The following is a 20,641-nucleotide window of genomic DNA, read 5'->3' on the forward strand; positions in this document are numbered from 1 at the left end:
TGCATGCATATAAACAAATTGATAAAGAATATTAATATTTATGAAATTTTTTGTTATATAATAATTTACTTATTCCAGTATAAATTTTATACTGGATATATATTAAAAAAAGGAGATTATTTGATGGGACTATTTGATAAAGAAAACACAAAACCATTTTTAACTGAAGTTGAAAACAGACGTACAATTTATAAAACTAAAACATCTATTTCTATTAGTGATGAAGAATTAGAGAAAATGATTGAACATATTGTAAAATTATATGCCTTCAGCTTTTAATTCACAATCAACACGTATCGTTTTATTACTTAATGATCAACATATTAAATTCTGGGAAAATGCTAAAACTGTACTCAAAGATGTAATGGGACCAGATCGCGACTTTGAACCTACTAATCAAAGAATTAATGGTTTCGAGCATGCCTACGGAACTATTTTATATTTTGAAGATGAAGATGTTATAAAATCATTACAAGAACAAATGCCATCATATGCTGATAATTTTGCTAACTGGGCTGTTCAAACAAATGCTATGCATCAATACGCAATTTGGACTGCACTAAGTTCAAAAGGTATCGGCGCATCGTTACAACACTATAATCCACTAGTTGATCAAGTTACAACACAAACATTTGATATTCCAGCATCATGGAAACTTGTAGCACAAATGCCATTTGGTGATATTGAAGAACAAGCTGGTGAAAAAGAAATTCACCCTACTGATCAACGATTTATTATTAAAAAATAATAAATTTAAATTTATCAATGAAGCATATTACAGTTAAGTCATTTTACCTTAATTGTAATGTGCTTCATTTTGCTTTTCATAGCCAAATTTAGTAAATTGAAATTATTAAGCAGGTTGAGGAGTGGTTAAAGTGAAAATACAAATATTCCAATTTTATGTCGAATATGGAAATGTTGAGAAAAATGAACAAAAAATTTCAGAATGGTTTAATACTCAATTAGATGCTGATACTGAAGTTGTTGTGTTGCCAGAAATGTGGAACAATGGCTATGCTTTAGAAGAATTAAATGAAAAAGCAGATCAAGCATTATCACGTAGTTTTCCTTTTATTTCGAATCTTGCTCAAACATATCAAGTTGACATCGTCGCAGGATCTGTTTCAAATAAACGAAATAATAAAGTTTATAATACTGCTTTTACTGTATCTAAAGAAGGTCGTCGTATTAACAAATATGATAAAGTTCATTTAGTTCCAATGCTAAATGAACCAGAATTTTTAGAAGATGGAAAAACAGTTCCAGAACCATTTGCTTTATCATCAGGTGCTCTCGCCACTCAAATTATATGCTATGACTTAAGATTTCCTGAATTACTAAGATACCCCGCTAGAGAAGGTGCTCAAATCGCATTTTATGTCGCCGAATGGCCAACATCTCGACTTAATCATTGGAGAAGTTTACTTCAAGCTAGAGCGATAGAAAATGATATTTTCATCGTCGCATGTAATGGTACAGGTCATGATGGAAATACTGAATACGCTGGACATTCAATGGTTATCAATCCTAATGGAGATATTCTTGTTGAGTTAAACAGAGAAGAAGCTACTATTTCAGTTGATATCAACATTCAAGAAGTATCACGCCAAAGAGATGCTATTCCAATCTTTAGAAATTTAAAACCTCATTTATATAAATAAAAAAAGTCGTGAGCTTGGGAGAGACTCACGACTTTTACTTAAGGGAATGTTTTACAGTTATTTTTCAATCTTTTGGGGATGTTATTAATTATGAAAAATTACATTGCATAACAATGTTATGATAGCTTGCATATTGAAAATAATTACCTTCTATTCAGAATAGCTAAGTTAATTATTTTCTACTGAGTTAACACTTCAACGAGTATTATGCATTTTTCATCAATAAGTTGGGATAGCTTATTAATGAATAGAACTACACGAAGAAATAAATAAATGAAATATTTCACTATGAAAATCGATATTATCGAATAACCCATTGTTCTCGATCATCACAAATACATAGTCAAACTACACAAACATTCCTTACAACTCATCGATAAATCAACTTTTAATTTCGCAACTACTAACAAAATCAAAAAAAGATTTATTCGAATAAAACAAAGACTAACAATTTAAAGACTAAGATTATTAAGTTTATATCACTTTAATGTGATATGAGTATATTAAAACATAACATTCATTTAAGTTATTAAAAATTTCTTAACTTGCATCTTTTTCTACTAAACTGTTTATTTTTATATGGTAAAATATGAGTTATCGAATTACTTTTACAGTTAAGTATTAAATTTTAACAGTTAAGCATTATTTTACAGACTAATTGCACAAAATTGTATAATATAGTCAAGGAGAGTGGCACAATATTGAAAGCAATTGATGATAAAATTGAGCACTTTGCATCTTATTTACAAGAGAAAAACAACCTTGATCATATCCAATTCTTAAAAGTACGATTAGGCATGCAAGTGGTTGTTAGTAATATTGCTAAAACAATTGTGACTTATGGTGCTGCGCTCATATTCCATACATTTTTGTATACTTTAATCACACACATTAGTTATTTTTTAATTCGACACAATGCACACGGAGCGCATGCAAAGTCTACTTTGCTATGCCATATTCAAAATTTAATTTTATTTGTTGGTTTACCATGGCTCATTGCTTACTATCATATTAATATGGGTATCATGTATAGTGTTAGTGGTATTGCATTATTACTGATTATTATTTATGCACCAGCTGCCACTAAGAAACAACCCATACCCGAACGACTAAAACCTCGTAAAAAAATAAAGTCTATTATTTTAGTAGTGGTTTTAATCATTATTTCTATTATAGCAACAGAGCCATATAAACAATTAATTTTATTAGGTATGATACTTGAAAGTACAACACTATTACCATTCTTTTTTCCTAAGGAGGATTATTAATTATGACATTTATTACTCAATTATTTATTAAATTATTCTCATTCTTTTTAGAAACAATTGGCAATATAGCAACAATTAATACTTGTGGTGGATATTTTGATGAACCAGAAGTCCCACAAGAATTAACAGATTTAAAAAAATAATAATTTTTATTTAATAAGAAAGTGTGTGTCGTATGGATTTTTTATCAAACGTACCCTTAGCTTTGTTTCAAAGTTTTCTCTTTTTTTTAATTGCAAAAATTATTCTAGACATAAAATACACAGTAAGGGATTATTTAATCATTTTAGCGATTATAATCCCTTCTACTTTTTTATATTATTATTTTGGTAGTATTTCATTATTATTTTTACTCACTAGTTGTGCATTATTTTTATATTATAAGGTAAAACTATACTCTATCTTAACTGTTTTAGGTAGTGCAATACTTATGTTTTTAAGTAATTTTATTAGCTTTTTTATATTGATTTTTTTTGATAACTATATTCAAAATATCACTATAAGTAATATCGCCTATGTATTAGTTTTCTTAAGTATTTCAATTTTTTTAGGTTATTCATTTAGAAAATTATTTAGAAAATTAAAGCAATCGTATTTAGCCATTAACAAGACATATTTGACTGTTATATCAATTGTTTTAGTATCATCATTTTTAGTCCTTTCTCTTTATTCTCAAATTCCCAAAAGTGGATTTCATGCTTTAAAAGGTTATGCTTTAATTTTTATTAGTATACTTCTCTTTTTCGCCATTGTTATTATATTAATATCGATAAACACATTAAGAGAAATGCGTTATAAGCAAAGTTTGGAAGAAATTGAAACGTATTATGAATACACACTACAAATAGAATCGATTAATAATGAAATGCGTAAGTTTAGACATGATTACGTCAATATTCTTACTACAATGTCAGAATACATAAGAGAAAATGATATGGATGGTTTAAAGACATATTTTAATGACAATATTGTTCCTATGAAAGATAACCTTCAAATGAACTCAATCAAAATTAATGGTACGGATAATTTAAAAGTGCGTGCTATTAAAGGATTAGTAACAACTAAAATTTTACAAGCTCAAGAAAAAAATATACCTATTAGTATTGAAGTGCCAGAGTTAATTGATCATATTGAGATGAATACAGTTGATTTAAGCCGTATCATTGGGATTATCATTGATAACGCTATTGAGGCTTCAGAAGAATTAGAAGATGCCTTAATTAGAATTGCATTCATCAATGTCGAAACGTCAGTCATGTTTATTGTTATGAATAAATGTAAAGAAGATATGCCGAAAATCCATGAATTATTTCAAGATTCCTTTTCAACTAAAGGAGATAACAGAGGACTTGGTCTAACGACTTTAAAAGACATTACTGATACTACTGAAAACGTGTTACTTGATACTACTATAGAAAATGGCTACTTCGTTCAAAAAGTAGAAATTATAAATAATATGCCATAAGGATGTGAAAAAATGAAAATATTCATTTGTGAAGACGATGTGAAACAACGTGAAAATATGGTTTCAATTATTAATAACTATATAATGATTGAAGAAAAACCGATGGAAATAGCGTTAGCGACAGATGATCCTTATGAAATTATTGAACAGTCAAAAGAAATGAATGATGTTGGATGTTATTTTTTAGATATACAATTAGAAGCTGATATTAACGGTATTAAACTTGGAAGTGAAATTCGAAAGTATGATCCTATTGGGAATATCATCTTTGTTACAAGTCATAGTGAACTCACTTACCTAACATTTGTCTATAAGGTATCTGCAATGGATTTTATTTTTAAAGATGATCCTAATCAACTTAAAACGCGAATAATAGATTGTATTGAAACTGCTCATACACGTTTAAAATTACTTTCAAAAGAAAGTAATGTTGAGACAATTGAATTAAAGCGTGGTAGCAATTCAATATATGTACAATATGATGATGTCATGTTCTTTGAATCGTCTACAAAATCCCATCGTTTAATTGCGCATCTTGATAACCGTCAGATTGAATTCTACGGAAATCTTAAAGAATTAGCACAACTCGATGATCGTTTTTTCAGATGTCACAATAGTTTTGTTGTAAATCGCCATAATATCGATTCAGTCGATTCTAAAGAACGAATTGTAACTTTCAGAAACGGTGAGCATTGCTATGCCTCTGTACGTAATGTTAAAAAGATATAATATTAAAACCCCTTCATTTTAATATCTGAAGGGGTTTCTTAATCTCTTTTTTAAAGTTCTTCAATAACTTCTTCTAAACTTGGAATACTTTCGATAGCGCCATACTTAGTAGTTACTTTTGCAGCTACTAAATTACTAAATTTTAAAATTTCTTCTCCTTTTCCTTTAAATAGAGAAGTAATGTCTGTTAATTCTGTATTTAAAATTCTATTAATGACTGCACCAATAAACGCGTCTCCAGCACCAGTAGTGTCAACAGCTTCAACTTTATACCCTTGATGATGAATAATTGTCCCATCTTTTAAATAAGCTGTTGCTCCTTTGTCTCCTTGTGTATAGATAACTACTTCAACATTTCCTTTAAATAAAGATTGAATCGCTTTATGTTCATCACTTATTCCAGTAACAAATTCAATTTCTTCATCTGAAATTTTAATGATATTTGCTTTGGGAAGAAATGATTGAATAGTTACTTTACACGCTTCTGCGCTATCCCATAGTGGTAATCTAACATTTGGATCAAATACTATCATCCCATGAGCCGCTTCAAATTTTTCAATCATAGCAAGATGTGCATTTTTCATATCACATTCAATTAAATCAACAGAACAAAAATGTAGAACATCTTGATTAGAAACATTGATTTCATCTAAATTCGAAGCATGATAAAGCATGTCAGCTGATGGTTTACGATAAAAAGAAAAATCTCGTTCTCCATTTTCTTTTAAACTAACGAAAGCGAGTGCAGTATTAGCTGTATTTGTTCGTTTAATATATGTTGTACCAACGCCTATTTTTTCTAACGTCTCTACAATAATATCTCCAAAAGCGTCATTACCTAGTTGTGTAACCAGTTCTGTACTACTACCTAATTTTTTAGCCACACTTGCCACATTAGCAGGTGCCCCGCCAACTTGTCGACTAAATTGCGTTACATCTTTAAGTTCAATATTTGTTCTATTTGGAATAAAATCGATTAATGCTTCACCAATAGCGTATAACTTTCTCATTTATTTATCTCTCCCTAAGTCATATTTAGTAAATTTCAAATAAACTTGACCTGTTTCTGTAGATGTGCGAATTGCTGTAGCATTTTCATCAGGAAAAATTCTTGACGTCAAGACACGCTCTCCATCATTACAAAAAATTTCAATACTTGAAGTATCCACAAAAATGTGTAATTGCTTTAATGGCGAATCTAAATATGTAGATCTTGTCACACCTTCAACATTACTAGGTAATGCACCACTTTCTGATCGATCTAATGTAATCTTTTGCTCCCTAGTATTATAAGAAATTAATGTTGAATTTAACTTAGATGCTCTTAATTCAAAATATATTTCTGTTGCTTCATTTTCTAAAATATCAATAATAAGCTCATATTGCGTACCTTCATAAGGATGAAGTGTTGTATTATATTTGTTAGCATAACCTAATGCTGTTTCTTTATTTTGACGTAACGTCTCTAACGCTTTCAAAGGACGTTGGCGTAACCGTCCTTCTTCGATTGTTAACTCTCTAGGTATCGTTAAACAATGTGCCCAACCTTCTTCATCTGTAGGATATTGAGTATCTGGTAATCCCATCCACCCAATTAAAATACGCTTACCATATTCATCTATAAATGTTTGTGGCGCATAAAAATCAAAACCATTATCAAGTTCCATAAATGTATCATGTTTGAATTCTAATGTATCGAAATTTAAATGACCGATTAGATATCCAGATTGATAAATATTTCTATATTTTTCATCTTTTGCATCAATACCTTGAGGACTAAAAATAATTACATCTTGTCCATTTAAACTAAAATAGTCTGGACATTCCCACATATAGCCAAAATCTTCTAGTTCGGTTGTAATTTCTCCAATATATTCCCATTGATCAATCTGTCGATGTATCATTTTGTACAAAAGTAAACGTCCTAATTCTTGTTGGGTTTGGACACCTAATATTGCATAATATTCTTCATGATGTTTAAATACTTTTGGATCTCTAAAATGACTTGTATATCCTTCAGGTTGATGAGCAATCACAGGCTTATTTAATTTTTCGATTGAACCATCTTGTTTTACTTTTGCAATCATTTGACTCGCATATCTTTTCCATTCTTCATCTCGATGATTACCTGTATACATATAATATAAGTTTCCTTCAAATTCAAAAGCACTTCCACTGTATACCCCATGACTATCATAAATCGTATCAGGTTTTAATATGGGACCATTTGGTTCAAATGTCACTAAATCTTTACTAGTATAATTAAACCAATATTTCAGTCCATGCACGGCACCCAATGGAAACCACTGGTGAGATACATAGTATGTTCCGTTATAAAACATTAATCCATTAGGATCGTTTAATAAACCTGTTTCAGGTTGAATATGAAAGTGTTGACGATAGCTTGATTGTTCTATTCGATGCTTTAACGCTTCTAATTCATCTTTGTTCACATCTTCAATACGACGATAGCGTTGTTCTCTTGACCACTCAGTCATATTAGGCCTCCTAAATCATTAGTATTAATTTTATCATTTAATATCGTAACGGTAATTAGTCTTAAGACTTTACAATCCATGATTTAAAAAGCGGGAAATTGTATTTACAATACTCCCGCAAACTTTGCAATATCTGATATATTTTTTTAATAGACTAATCATCTAAATTAATATCAACATAATATTAATTTTATCATATCGTGATTATCTTCAAGTACTGTTTTACTAATGAAACTTCAACATTTTAAATATATATCAATACCTTTTATGTAATTTATTTAATTCTCCATAAAAATATGCCTTTTCACCATGCACAAGTTGATCTAAACCTGTCTTATCTTCTTCAACAGTCGTAGCAAGGGACATAAAAATTGATAATGTCTTTCCAATAATAAAAGTTATAATAATCGAGTAAAGTACTACTACTATAACTGCAATACATTGTATCCATATAGTATGTAAATGACCAGTATAGATTAATCCATCTAATATATCTTTATTAACTTTATGTGATTGAAATACACCAGTCAATATTGCACCAATCACACCTCCAACACCATGAATACCAAAGGCATCAAGTGTATCATTATATCTTAATTTTTCTTTTATAGAATTGACCACAAAATAACATGCTATACCACCAATCATAGAGATAATGTATGCACTTAAGTAGTTTACAAATCCAGCTGCTGGTGTAATGGTTACGAGTCCTGACAGTACACCTGATAATAAACCAAGTAAGCTTAACTTTTTATTAGAAAAGTATTCAAGAATCAACCAACTAAATGCTCCTCCACTCGCAGCAATGATAGTATTTACAAACGATATCACTGCTATATCATTTAAAGTAAACGCACTTCCTGTATTAAAACCGTACCATCCTATCCAAACAAAAATACCACCTATAAGTGTAATAAGTAAATTATTCGGCTGTAGTTTCTCTACTTTTTTTCCGTGACCTATCATTATTGCTAATACTAATCCTGATACTCCCGATGTAATATGTACTACGGTACCTCCAGCATAATCTAAAGCATCAAGTTGTTGAATCCAACCACCGCCCCATACCCAATGAGCTACAGGACTGTAAATCATAATTACCCATATAAATATAAAAATAGTAAAAGGAATAAATCTCATTCGCTCAGCAATTGAACCTGATAAAATGGAAACCGCAATAGTACAAAACATCATCTGAAATAACATAAATAAGGCAAACGGAATATGTGGACTAAATTGAACATTCGTATTAAATCCTACATGTTGCAAACCAATAAAATCAAAATTACCTATCCAATCATTTCCATGACCAAAACTCAAAGAAAATCCAATGACCACCCATGTAAACGTAACAATAATTATAGCAGCCATACTTTGCATCACTGTATTTAAAACATTTTTAGATTGAACTAAGCCTTCATAAAATAAACTCAATCCTGGTGTCATTAACCAAACTAATAAAATACATAGAAATAAAAAAATTGTGTCATCCATCTTCATTTTTACCACTTCCTTAAAAACATCATATTAATAGTTTTTAAGAATAGCAAAAACACGTAAGATTAAATGACACAATTTGTCATATTACATTACATTTATAAAAAAAACTTAAGCTTTTTGAACTGTGATTGTCCATGAAGCATCATCAAGTTGTTCATAGTTTGTTACAGGATACCCTTGTTCAGCTGCCCAGTTTGGAATGGCTTCAGTTGCTTGAGTGCAATCAAAGTCTATTTTTAATTCGTCACCATTTTTTAATGTTTCCATTTTCTTTTGTGCTTCAATAAGTGGAAATGGACATACCATTCCAACAGTTCCTAATTCGTATAACATATTCAGTCCTCCAATAATTAAGTTGTTTGAGTTTGTTTAGATATTTGAGTAGATTGAGCTGTTTGTTTTTGAATTTGTTTCATTGGTCTTACGAAAATAAAGTAACTCATAAACCATGTACCTAATATCATCGATGCTAAAGCAATCCAACCTTGCCAACTTAGTGTTGCAGTCGCCACTAATCCATTACCAATGGAACAACCGCCAGCAACTGAAGCACCAAATCCCATGCATATACCACCAATAGCACTATTTCTAATAGTAATTTTATCTGGTAAACGCCATTTAAATTCTTTTGCTCCTCTAGCAGCAATATATGATCCAATAAATATACCTAATACTAAAAAAACGCCCCAATCGATAAATTTTAAATCTCCACTCATTAAGAATTGAACAATATGTGCTGATGGAGTAGTGATACCTAATCCATCTTCACGTCCAGTAGAATAACTCATAGGCCATGCTAATAAAGCAATCAATCCTACAATAATTCCAGCTACAAATGGATGATAGCGCTTTTCAAATAAATAATGTCGTATTCCTGAATATCTTTGCTTTAATTTGGGCACAGCAATTTTGGGTTTTGGTTTACGTAATGTACGGATAACTAAGAATAATGTTACTGCTGTTAATATAATAACTAATATCCAACTTGGTATGCCTGTCGTTTGTGACATACTAGCATTTACATTCGTTGGTTTATTAATTTTATTCATTAAAGGTAATAGAATTCCAGCTTTGGTAATTGTTGCTGATAAAGCATACATAATTAAAGCAACCCAACTACCAATTAATCCTTCCCCAGCTCGATACCATGTGCCAGTTGCACATCCGCCAGCTAATACTATACCAATACCAAACACAAATGAACCAATAATCGTACCTATTACCGGAAATGTTTGATAAGAAACTGTTAATACATCAAAACCAGTTAAAACTAGTAAGCCTATACTTTGTACTGTAATTGCCACTAACAAAGCATAAAACATTTTATTATTTTTTTGGACATACATATCTCTAAATCCGCCAGTAAGACAAAAACGTGTACGTTGCATAACAAAACCTAATAATAGGCCAACGATTAATCCACTAATAATCATCCAAATCAAATAAAACACCCTTTCCCGATTGATTTACTAAGGTATTATAATTGATTAACTAACCTATTTCAATATTTTCCATTGAATTAATATATTTATAAAAAAAGCTATAATGCAAATGCATTTTAGCTTTAAAAAATAATTTAATATTAATTTGAAGAGTTTTTCATAAAGAATAATAGTGATTGTAATTCGATACCTAAATCGATATGATGAACTTGAACATCATTTGGCACATCAATTCTAGCAGGAGTAAAGTTTAAGATACCTTTTACATCAGCCTTAATAAGTCGATCTGAAACAGATTGTGCCACACTTCCTGGTGTAGTAAGAATCACTACATTAATATTTTGTTTTTGAAGTTCAGATGAAATATCATCAATATGCTTTACTGTCACTTTTCCAACTTTTGTACCAACAATATCTTTATCAATATCAAATGCAGCTGTAATTGTCATTTCATCATGTATTGAAAAATTGTAAGTAAGTAATGCACGTCCTAAATTCCCTACGCCAACAATAGCAATATGAATATTATTACTATCGCTAATCTCCGTTTTAAAGAATTCTAAAAGACTCTCAACGTTATAGCCATATCCTTTCTTACCTAACTCACCAAAATAAGAAAAATCTCTTCTTATCGTAGCTGATTCAATATCTAAAGCCTCACTAATTGTTTTAGAACTCACACGATCAATACCTTTGATTTTCAATGAATTAACAAATCGATAATATAAAGGTAAACGTTTTAATGTAGCGCGAGGTATTTTTGATTGATTTTGAGGCATATGCAATGTCCCCCTTTTGTTTGAACTTTTTAATCTATATATTCAAACTAACTAGAGTGCAATTAGTTATTTTAGTGAAATATATATAATGCCTATTATGGATACTGCAATATTATACCGTAACCTATTTCAAAAATAAATATCTTAGTTTCCTAAGCATACCTTATATTGTAAAATGATATAATAATGTCAAATTTAAAGTTAAATAAATGTGATTGTTACATAGATAGAAAGGTGAAACTTGAATGATACTTTTACAATTAAATGATATTTCAAAATCGTTTGATGGTGAAGATATATTTAATCATGTTAATTTTGAAGTTAAAACTGGAGAACGTATTGGCGTAGTAGGAAGAAATGGCGCTGGAAAATCAACGTTAATGAAGATTATTGCAGGTGTTGAAGATTATGATAGTGGCCATATTTCAAAAATCAAGAATTTACGCATTGGTTATTTAACTCAACAAATGACACTTGATTCTTCTCTGACTGTAATTGAAGAAATGTCAAAACCATTTGAACATATTAAGCATATGGAAACGCTTATTAATGATGAAACTGATTGGTTAGCCGCTCACGTTGATAGTTATGATTCAGAAGATTATAAACAACATATGGAGCGTTATGAATCATTATCTAATCAATTTGAACAACTTGAAGGTTATCAATATGAAAGTAAAATTAAAACAGTATTGCATGGTTTAAACTTTACTGAAGAAGAATTTGATAAACCCATTAATGATTTTAGTGGCGGACAAAAAACACGCTTATCTTTAGCACAAATGCTTTTAAGTGAACCCGATTTATTACTATTAGATGAGCCTACAAACCATCTTGACTTGGAAACAACTAAGTGGTTAGAAGATTATTTAAAATATTTTAAAGGTGCCATCATTATTATTAGTCATGACAGATACTTCTTAGATAAAATTGTAACTCAAATATATGACGTTGCTTTAGGAGATGTGAAGCGTTATGTAGGTAATTATGAGCAATTTATTACTCAACGTGATAAATACTATGAATTAAGAATGCAAGAATATGAAAAACAACAAGAAGAAATTAAACGCCTTGAAACTTTCGTGGAAAAAAATATTACTCGAGCTTCAACAAGCGGTATGGCTAAAAGTCGTCGAAAAACATTAGAAAAAATGGAACGTATCGATAAGCCAATGATGGATGCTAAAAGTGCTAATATCCAGTTTGGATTTGATAGAAATACTGGCAATGATGTGATGCATATCCGTAATCTAGAAGTAGGTTATCAATCCTCTATCACTGCTCCTATTAATATTGAAGTTACAAAAGGAGACCATATTGCTATTATTGGACCTAATGGAGTTGGAAAGACTACACTTATCAAAACAATTGCAAATCGTCAAAAAGCATTAGGTGGAGAAATTACTTATGGTGCTAATTTAAACATAGGATATTACGATCAAAAACAAGCAGAATTCAAATCTAATAAAACAATATTAGATTATGTTTGGGATCAATATCCTATGATGAATGAAAAAGATGTCCGCGCTATTTTAGGACGATTTTTATTCGTTCAAGATGACGTCAAAAAAGTTATTAATGATTTATCAGGGGGCGAAAAAGCACGTTTGCAATTAGCTTTACTTATGTTACAACGTGATAACGTTTTGATACTCGATGAACCTACTAACCATCTTGATATAGATTCTAAAGAAATGTTAGAACAAGCGTTAAAAGATTTTGAAGGTACAATTTTATTTGTTTCCCATGATCGATATTTTATTAATCAACTAGCAAATAAAGTATTTGATTTAAATAAAGATGGTGGTCAACTGTATTTAGGTGACTATCAATATTTTATTGAGAAAACAGAAGAAGCTTCTGTGTTAAAGGAATTTGAAGCGGAAAACAATAAAGATGAAACGCTTGATTTAGAAGACACCGATTCGTCAACAACTAATACGTATGCTTCTCAAAAACAATATAAGAGAGAATTACGAAAAATTGAGCGTCAAATTGAGCAATGTGAAGAACAAATCGAAAAATATGAAGAACAAATTACTCAAATTGATCAACAATTGACTCAGCCTGATATTTTTAATGATCCTATTAAGGCAAATGAACTTGCTGAGCAGAAATTAAGTACCGAACGACAATTAGAGAATGTTATGGCTGAATGGGAAGAATTGCAAGAAAAAATTTAATATATCTAAGAAAAACTAGTAAAAGTATCAAATTTTTACTAGTTTTTTTATTTATTTCATTCACAAATTTATAAACAACTAAAATACCGATATATCAGTTATCCACGAACTTATCCTAGTTATCCACAACACGAATGATAATAATTTACATAACTTTTACACAACATTCAAACTATATTCACACCTTTACCCCCTTTTTATCCACAAGATATTAACTATTTGTTGATAAGTACACACGTTCTCTATTGACATATATCATATATCAATACATTAATCTAATTAAATAAAAAAGTAATTGAAACTTATTTGATTTTAAGTTCAATTACTTTTTACTTTATTATTCAACTGTTACATCTTCAATATCTATATTATTTTTTCCATTTAAATCTAGAGATGAAGTTACTCCAGCTTTATAGTAATAATATCCAGCAGCCCCAATCATAGCAGCATTATCTGTACATAACTTTGAATTAGGTATTGAAAGTTTAATGTTATTTTCTTTACACAAATGATTTAATCGTTCTCTTAATCCTTTGTTACTAGCTACTCCGCCAGCTACAATAAGGTGTTCAACATGATAAGATTTACAAGCATTAATAGCCTTTGTACTTAATACATCGACAACACTATTTTGGAAACTGGTAGCAACATCTTCTTTTTTTATGTCTTCATTTTTTTGTCGTTGATTGTGTAACTTATTAATCACTGCACTTTTTAATCCACTAAAACTAAAATCATAACTATCTTTTTCAAGCCATACTCTAGGAAAATGATATGTGTCCTTTCCTTCCAAAGCAAGTGCATCTATAGCTGGGCCACCTGGATATGGTAAATCAATTGTTCTTGCTACCTTATCATAAGCCTCTCCTACAGCATCATCTCGTGTTTCACCAATGACTTCAAAATTTAAATGTGATTTCATATAAACAAGTTCTGTATGTCCACCCGAAACGATTAATGCTATTAAAGGAAAGGTTAGCGGTTCTTCAAGATGATTAGCATAAATATGTCCAGCAATATGATGAACAGGAATGATTGGCTTATTATAAGCAAATGCTAAAGCTTTTGCTGCATTAATTCCTATTAGAAGTGCCCCTATTAATCCAGGCCCTTGTGTAACAGCTACGGCATCGATATCTTCCATAGTAGCATTAGCTGAAGATAACGCTTCATCAATTGTAGTCGTAATTCCCTCTACATGGTGTCTACTTGCAACTTCAGGGACTACTCCCCCAAAACGTTTATGACTTTCTATTTGACTAAGTACAATATTAGATAAAATCGTATTTCCATTTTTTATAACACTTACACTTGTTTCGTCACAACTTGTTTCAACCGCTAATATTAATATGTCTCTATTCATTTAAATTCACCCACATCACTAATGCATCCTCGCCTTCTCCATAGTAATTTTTTCTTTTACCGCCATATTGAAACCCTAATTTTTTATATACATGTTGAGCTATCACATTCGTAATTCTCACTTCTAAACTCATCACATCACAAGTATGCCTAGCATAGTCCATCACATAATTTAGTAATAGCTGACCTAATCCATAGTCTCTGAATGATTCTTTGATTGCTATGGTTGTAATTTGAGCTTGATCAATTACTATCCATAATCCTAAATATCCAATAATTTCTTCTTTAAAAATAACAACAAAGTACTTTGCGAAGTTATTTTCATTTAATTCATGGTAAAATGCATCAATGGTCCATGAACTATCGTTGAAGCTTTCTCTCTCAATATCGAAAACACTTGGTACATCATCGACTTGCATCGCTCTAATAGTTAACTGTTCTTCTGTTGGTTTAACCAATTACGTTCCGCCTCTGACAATTTTATATAATTTGGTACAAACGTATGAATGTTCTCAGGTTGATGAATCAAATGTTTCATGACAGTTGCATTAGGCAGTTTAGTCTCAATATCTCCATGTAGTAATTCAGATAATTTTTCCGTGTCCTCTCCTACAAACACATAAGGTTGATTTAAAGCATTGAGTTTTTTATGCAACGCTTCTAAAGAAATATATTGGTCTTTTTCAATTGTATTTAATTGATTATTTTCATATTGATATAATCCTGTATATACCGCTTCACGACGAGCATCAAATATTGGTACAATAATTCTTTTATCATTCGTATCTATAGTAGCCGCTAATGCTTTTAACGATGAGACACCATATAATTTAGTATTCAAAGCATAGGCTAATGTTTTCGCTACAGTAACGCCTATTCTCACTCCTGTATAAGAGCCAGGTCCTTTTGCAACAACAATCCCATCTAATTCTTGTTTTTTTAAATTCGATTCATTAAATAAGGATTGAATACCAGGCATAAGTTGGCTCGAATGATCTTTTTTACTATTTGTTGTTTTTATTGCTAAAACCTCATCATCGTTCATCAAAGCAATTGACATGGGTTGATTTGAAGTATCAATTAACAGTAAGTTCATTGTCTATCTCTTCCTTTATTTTAGTATAATGATAGCCTTTTGCTGCTATATTAATTTGTCGTTGACTTTCATTTATAGTCGTAATATTAATCACTAAATACTCTTCTGGAAGGAACTCCTGTATAAATTGACTCCATTCAATTATTGTAACAGCGTCATCTTCAAAGTATTCATTAAATCCTAAATCTTCATCTGAATCTTCTAAGCGATAACAATCCATATGATGAAGTTTTAACTCCTTACCTTTGTATGATTTTATGATATTAAACGTAGGAGAATTAATATTACGCTTTACTCCTAGATATTTACCTATAAATTGAGTCAACGTTGTTTTACCAGCACCTAAATCTCCATTCAATAAAATGACATCTTTTGAACCAACATGCTTCATTAAAATTTTAGCAAAATGTTCCATCTCATCTAAATTTTTGATAGGTATCATGTATTGTTCTCTCTCCTCATGTTTATTTTACACTTCGTTATTTCATCTAAATTTAACTTAATAATTGTAACAAACTTTACTAAAAATTTCTCATTAATAAAACATAAATCATTCTTCTAAATTGTTAGAAAATTCTAAAAAGAGTATTGACTTTAATATCTGTTTAGTGTAAATTAAATTTATCAAATTTTTAAACAATTCTAACTATTCAAATAATCATCCATTCAAGAAAGGAGTATAATACCATGCAATCATTTACATATTCACTGTCACCACTAGAAAATTTAATTATTTTATTATACTCTTCAGGGCTGGAACTTTAGTAGCTTAATTTACTAAATGTTTAAGTCCTATTTCTCATTGAATGGGACTTAAAAACGTCCCAACTTTATTGGGGCGTTTTTTTATTTTAATAATTAGTAATTTATGGGGGAATGAATAAATGAGAAGTGACATGATAAAAAAAGGTGATCACCAAGCACCAGCAAGAAGCCTATTACACGCGACAGGAGCACTTAAAAGTCCTACTGACATGAATAAACCTTTTGTAGCAATTTGTAATTCATATATCGATATCGTTCCTGGACATGTTCATTTAAGAGAATTAGCTGATATTGCAAAAGAAGCGATTCGTGAAGCAGGTGCAATTCCTTTTGAATTTAATACAATTGGTGTCGATGATGGAATAGCAATGGGACATATTGGTATGAGGTATTCCTTACCGTCACGTGAAATTATTGCAGATGCGGCTGAAACTGTTATCAATGCTCATTGGTTTGATGGTGTATTTTATATTCCTAACTGTGACAAAATTACACCTGGCATGTTATTAGCAGCTGTTAGAACAAATGTCCCTGCTATCTTTTGTTCAGGTGGCCCAATGAAAGCTGGTTTATCTGCTCAGGGAAAAGCTTTAACTCTATCATCTATGTTCGAAGCAGTCGGAGCTTTTAAAGAAGGTTCAATTACTAAAGAAGAATTTTTAGATATGGAACAAAATGCTTGTCCAACATGTGGATCATGTGCAGGAATGTTCACAGCAAATTCTATGAACTGTTTAATGGAAGTCTTAGGATTAGCACTTCCCTACAACGGTACAGCTTTAGCAGTAAGCGATCAACGTCGTAAAATGATTAGACAAGCAGCATTCCAATTGGTAGAAAATATAAAAAATGATATTAAACCTCGTGATATTGTTACGAAAGAAGCAATTGATGATGCATTTGCTTTAGATATGGCAATGGGTGGTTCAACAAATACTGTACTTCATACATTAGCAATTGCTAATGAAGCTGGAATTGAATATGACTTAGAAAGAATTAATGAAATTGCTAAAAAAACGCCTTATTTATCTAAGATTGCACCAAGTTCTTCTTATTCTATGCACGATGTTCATGAAGCTGGCGGATGTCCAGCAATCATTAATGAATTAATGAAAAAAGAAGGAACCCTACATCCAGATCGACTCACAGTTACTGGTAAAACATTAAGAGAAAATAACCAAGGTAAAGAGATTAAAAATTTCGATGTTATTCATTCTTTAGATGCTCCATATGATAAAGAAGGTGGATTGTCCGTCTTATTCGGTAATATTGCTCCTAAAGGTGCAGTAATTAAAGTTGGTGGTGTTGATCCTTCAATCAAAGTATTTAAAGGAAAAGCAATTTGCTTTGATTCACATGATGCAGCTGTAGAAGCAATTGATAATAAAACAGTTCGTGAAGGTCACGTAGTGGTCATTCGATATGAAGGACCTAAAGGAGGTCCGGGTATGCCAGAAATGTTAGCTCCTACATCATCTATCGTCGGAAGAGGTTTAGGAAAAGATGTTGCTTTAATTACGGATGGACGTTTTTCTGGAGCTACTCGTGGTATCGCTGTAGGTCATATTTCACCAGAAGCAGCCTCAGGAGGTCCTATTGGTCTGATTAGAGATGGTGATGAAATTACTATTGACTTAGTAAATCGAACTTTAGATGTTAATCAGCCTCAAGAAGAATTGTATAAACGTAAAGAAGAACTTGAGCCTTTTAAAGCTAAAGTAAAAACAGGTTATCTTGCAAGATACACTGCTTTAGTAACCAGTGCAAATACGGGTGGTATTATGCAAGTCCCAGAAAATCTTATTTAAATTTAAGGAGCGATAAATATGTCAAAAACAAAGGAAAGTAATAAACAAACTGAAACACTTACAACTCGAAGCGGTTCTGACTTATTAGTAGAAGCACTCGTACACGAAGATGTTGATTTCATTTTTGGATATCCAGGTGGTGCAGTTTTACCATTATACGATACATTTTATGATGAAAAAATTAAACATATTCTGGCACGTCATGAACAAGGTGCTACCCATGCCGCTGAAGGATACGCACGTGTTTCTGGCAAACCAGGTGTCGTCGTCGTAACAAGTGGTCCTGGAGCTACAAATGCTATCACTGGTATTACTGATGCTTATTGTGATTCTCTACCCTTAGTCGTATTTACCGGACAAGTGGCAACCCCTGGTATTGGTAAAGATGCATTCCAAGAAGCTGATTTATTATCAATGACGACGCCAATTACAAAAGCTAATTACCAAGTTAAACATGTAGATGATATTCCTAGAATTGTTCACGAGGCATTCTATTTAGCAAATACTGGACGTAAAGGACCTGTAGTTATTGATTTCCCAAAAGATATGGGCGTTTTAACTTCTTCTGCTCCACTTGAAGAAGAAGTTCATTTACCTTCATATCAAGTAACTGAAAATCCAAATAAAGAAGATATTCAACAACTTTCTCAATATTTAAATCATGCAAAACAACCTGTTGTTTTAGCTGGAGCAGGTATCAATCACTCAAAATCAAATGATTTATTAACCGAATTTGTTACTCACCATCAAATTCCTGTTGTTACAACTTTATTAGGTCTAGGTGCTATTCCATATGAAAATCCCCTTTTCCTTGGTATGGGCGGTATGCATGGCTCTTATGCAAGTAACATGGCACTCACTGAATGTGACTTACTCATTAATTTAGGTAGTCGATTTGATGACCGTTTGGCTAGTAATCCTAACGAATTCGCACCAAATGCTAAAGTGGTACACATTGATATTGATGAATCAGAAATTAATAAAGTGATTCCTACAACACTCGGTATTGTTGCAGATTGTAAAAAAGTATTAGAAACATTAGTTACTGAACATCAAAGTCATGCTACATACAAAGAATGGGTAGACCATTGTTTAGATAATAAATCAAAACATCCATTTAAATACAAAGAAGCTAATGATACATTTTGTCGTCCACAAGAAGCGATTGAATATATTGGTAAAATCACAAATGGTGAAGCCATCATCACTACAGATGTAGGTCAGCATCAAATGTGGTCAGCACAATTTTATCCGTTTAAACATCATAGTCAATGGGTTACAAGTGGTGGATTAGGAACAATGGGATTCGGTATTCCTTCAGCAATTGGTGCACAACTCGCAGCTCCAGATAAAACAGTTATTTGTTTTGTAGGTGATGGTGGATTCCAAATGACCAATCAAGAAATGGCGTTATTACCTGAATATCATCTAAATGTAAAAATTGTTTTAATTAACAACGGTACATTAGGAATGGTAAAACAATGGCAAGATAAATTCTTTAATCAACGTTTTTCACATTCTGTTTTCAATGATCAACCAGATTTTATTAAAATGGCTGAAGCTTACGGTGTTAAAAGCTTCTTAATCGATCACCCTAATAAATTAAAAGCGCAATTAGATGAAGCTTTTAATTATGAAGGTCCTGCTTTAATTGAAGTAAGAATTTCTCCAGCGGAACCTGTAAACCCTATGATTCCTAGTGGTAAAGCTAATCATGAAATGGAGGGCCTAGAATGAACCGAACTTTAAAATTAAAAGTAGCTGACCAAGTCAGTACGTTAAATCGAATCACAAGTGCTTTTGTAAGATTACAGTACAATATCAATGAATTATATGTAAAACCTGCTAGTGAAGATGGCATATCTGATATGACAATCAAAGTTCATATTGAGGATGAAGATGTATATCGAATTTTAATTACTAAATTAAAAAAACAAGTCAGTGTTATTAATGTTGAAGATGTGAATGATTAATTCTTAGATGATGCGCTAGCATTTTACATCAATTATCATATTTAATGTCTAACATCATAAAGTTAATTATTACCTTTTTAATATTCGCAATTTTTGAAATTTTTTAACT

The 20,641-nt window shown here is 31.1% G+C and carries 19 protein-coding genes and 1 pseudogene; 10 read left to right on the forward strand and 10 right to left on the reverse strand.

The window, feature by feature from the left end:
- The first annotated feature begins 123 nt into the window (after positions 1 to 123).
- The 6 genes and pseudogenes from HMPREF2561_RS03710 (at position 124) to agrA (ending at position 5,126) form a co-directional block, all read left to right on the forward strand.
- Positions 124 to 748: pseudogene (locus HMPREF2561_RS03710) on the forward strand (nitroreductase family protein).
- Between the two features lie 130 nt (positions 749 to 878).
- Entirely contained in the window at positions 879 to 1,664 is a 786-nt protein-coding gene (locus tag HMPREF2561_RS03715) for a carbon-nitrogen family hydrolase (protein ID WP_061815725.1), read from the forward strand.
- 701 nt (positions 1,665 to 2,365) lie between these two features.
- The gene (locus tag HMPREF2561_RS03720; RefSeq protein WP_070468348.1) at positions 2,366 to 2,932 is read left to right on the forward strand and encodes an accessory gene regulator AgrB; all 567 of its coding nucleotides are present in this window, start codon (positions 2,366 to 2,368) and stop codon (positions 2,930 to 2,932) included.
- A gap of 2 nt (positions 2,933 to 2,934) precedes the next feature.
- Entirely contained in the window at positions 2,935 to 3,075 is a 141-nt protein-coding gene (gene agrD, locus HMPREF2561_RS03725; RefSeq protein ID WP_049413902.1) for a cyclic lactone autoinducer peptide AgrD, read from the forward strand.
- A 32-nt stretch (positions 3,076 to 3,107) separates the two neighbouring features.
- Positions 3,108 to 4,397, forward strand: coding sequence for a quorum-sensing sensor histidine kinase AgrC (gene agrC, locus HMPREF2561_RS03730; RefSeq protein ID WP_070468350.1), 1,290 nt, complete (start codon positions 3,108 to 3,110; stop codon positions 4,395 to 4,397).
- 12 nt (positions 4,398 to 4,409) lie between these two features.
- The gene (gene agrA, locus HMPREF2561_RS03735; protein ID WP_002455088.1) at positions 4,410 to 5,126 is read left to right on the forward strand and encodes a quorum-sensing response regulator AgrA; all 717 of its coding nucleotides are present in this window, start codon (positions 4,410 to 4,412) and stop codon (positions 5,124 to 5,126) included.
- A 50-nt stretch (positions 5,127 to 5,176) separates the two neighbouring features.
- Here agrA and HMPREF2561_RS03740 read toward each other — a convergent pair whose 3' ends face one another.
- The 6 genes from HMPREF2561_RS03740 to HMPREF2561_RS03765 form a co-directional block, all read right to left on the reverse strand.
- Complete coding sequence (locus HMPREF2561_RS03740) at positions 5,177 to 6,136, reverse strand: carbohydrate kinase family protein (RefSeq protein ID WP_070468352.1); 960 nt, start codon at positions 6,134 to 6,136, stop codon at positions 5,177 to 5,179.
- Positions 6,137 to 7,624 carry a sucrose-6-phosphate hydrolase gene (locus HMPREF2561_RS03745; protein ID WP_017175281.1) on the reverse strand — a complete coding sequence of 496 codons (1,488 nt, stop codon included), beginning with the start codon at positions 7,622 to 7,624 and terminating at the stop codon, positions 6,137 to 6,139.
- Positions 7,625 to 7,879: 255 nt separating this feature from the next.
- Entirely contained in the window at positions 7,880 to 9,124 is a 1,245-nt protein-coding gene (locus HMPREF2561_RS03750) for an ammonium transporter (protein WP_070468354.1), read from the reverse strand.
- A gap of 108 nt (positions 9,125 to 9,232) precedes the next feature.
- On the reverse strand, positions 9,233 to 9,457 hold the full coding sequence (locus HMPREF2561_RS03755; RefSeq protein WP_002448268.1) for a sulfurtransferase TusA family protein: 225 nt from the start codon (positions 9,455 to 9,457) through the stop codon (positions 9,233 to 9,235).
- Between the two features lie 17 nt (positions 9,458 to 9,474).
- On the reverse strand, positions 9,475 to 10,563 hold the full coding sequence (locus HMPREF2561_RS03760) for a YeeE/YedE family protein (RefSeq protein ID WP_172952305.1): 1,089 nt from the start codon (positions 10,561 to 10,563) through the stop codon (positions 9,475 to 9,477).
- A gap of 143 nt (positions 10,564 to 10,706) precedes the next feature.
- Complete coding sequence (locus HMPREF2561_RS03765) at positions 10,707 to 11,345, reverse strand: redox-sensing transcriptional repressor Rex (RefSeq protein WP_017175284.1); 639 nt, start codon at positions 11,343 to 11,345, stop codon at positions 10,707 to 10,709.
- Positions 11,346 to 11,590: 245 nt separating this feature from the next.
- Between HMPREF2561_RS03765 and HMPREF2561_RS03770 the strand changes: the two genes are divergently transcribed.
- Positions 11,591 to 13,528 (forward strand): ABC-F family ATP-binding cassette domain-containing protein, encoded by a 1,938-nt coding sequence (locus HMPREF2561_RS03770; RefSeq protein ID WP_070468356.1) that lies wholly within the window; start codon positions 11,591 to 11,593, stop codon positions 13,526 to 13,528.
- Between the two features lie 337 nt (positions 13,529 to 13,865).
- Here HMPREF2561_RS03770 and tsaD read toward each other — a convergent pair whose 3' ends face one another.
- The 4 genes from tsaD to tsaE are packed head-to-tail and all read right to left on the reverse strand — an operon-like array spanning position 13,866 to position 16,428.
- Entirely contained in the window at positions 13,866 to 14,891 is a 1,026-nt protein-coding gene (gene tsaD / locus HMPREF2561_RS03775) for a tRNA (adenosine(37)-N6)-threonylcarbamoyltransferase complex transferase subunit TsaD (protein WP_019835766.1), read from the reverse strand.
- Complete coding sequence (gene rimI, locus HMPREF2561_RS03780; RefSeq protein ID WP_371089563.1) at positions 14,884 to 15,309, reverse strand: ribosomal protein S18-alanine N-acetyltransferase; 426 nt, start codon at positions 15,307 to 15,309, stop codon at positions 14,884 to 14,886. Before rimI ends, tsaD begins: the two co-directional genes overlap by 8 nt.
- Before the next feature lie 11 nt (positions 15,310 to 15,320).
- Entirely contained in the window at positions 15,321 to 15,986 is a 666-nt protein-coding gene (gene tsaB / locus HMPREF2561_RS03785) for a tRNA (adenosine(37)-N6)-threonylcarbamoyltransferase complex dimerization subunit type 1 TsaB (protein ID WP_048761685.1), read from the reverse strand.
- A complete protein-coding gene (gene tsaE, locus HMPREF2561_RS03790; RefSeq protein WP_017175288.1) occupies positions 15,967 to 16,428 on the reverse strand; it encodes a tRNA (adenosine(37)-N6)-threonylcarbamoyltransferase complex ATPase subunit type 1 TsaE in 462 nt (153 codons plus the stop codon). The genes tsaB and tsaE overlap by 20 nt, the downstream gene beginning before the upstream one ends.
- Positions 16,429 to 16,870: 442 nt before the next feature.
- On the opposite strand from tsaE, the gene ilvD reads away from it, so the two are divergent.
- From ilvD to HMPREF2561_RS03805, 3 genes are read left to right on the forward strand one after another with little or no spacing between them, the layout of a single operon-like run.
- Positions 16,871 to 18,559, forward strand: a complete 1,689-nt coding sequence (gene ilvD / locus HMPREF2561_RS03795) for a dihydroxy-acid dehydratase (RefSeq protein WP_017175289.1) — start codon at positions 16,871 to 16,873, stop codon at positions 18,557 to 18,559.
- 18 nt (positions 18,560 to 18,577) lie between these two features.
- Entirely contained in the window at positions 18,578 to 20,296 is a 1,719-nt protein-coding gene (gene ilvB, locus HMPREF2561_RS03800) for a biosynthetic-type acetolactate synthase large subunit (protein WP_017175290.1), read from the forward strand.
- Positions 20,293 to 20,532: an ACT domain-containing protein gene (locus HMPREF2561_RS03805; RefSeq protein ID WP_017175291.1), complete on the forward strand. Its 240-nt coding sequence runs from the start codon at positions 20,293 to 20,295 to the stop codon at positions 20,530 to 20,532. The genes ilvB and HMPREF2561_RS03805 overlap by 4 nt, the downstream gene beginning before the upstream one ends.
- Positions 20,533 to 20,641 lie beyond the last annotated feature (109 nt).

This window comes from Staphylococcus sp. HMSC069E10 (assembly GCF_001809205.1).
Classification (GTDB): Bacteria; Bacillota; Bacilli; order Staphylococcales; family Staphylococcaceae; genus Staphylococcus; species Staphylococcus hominis.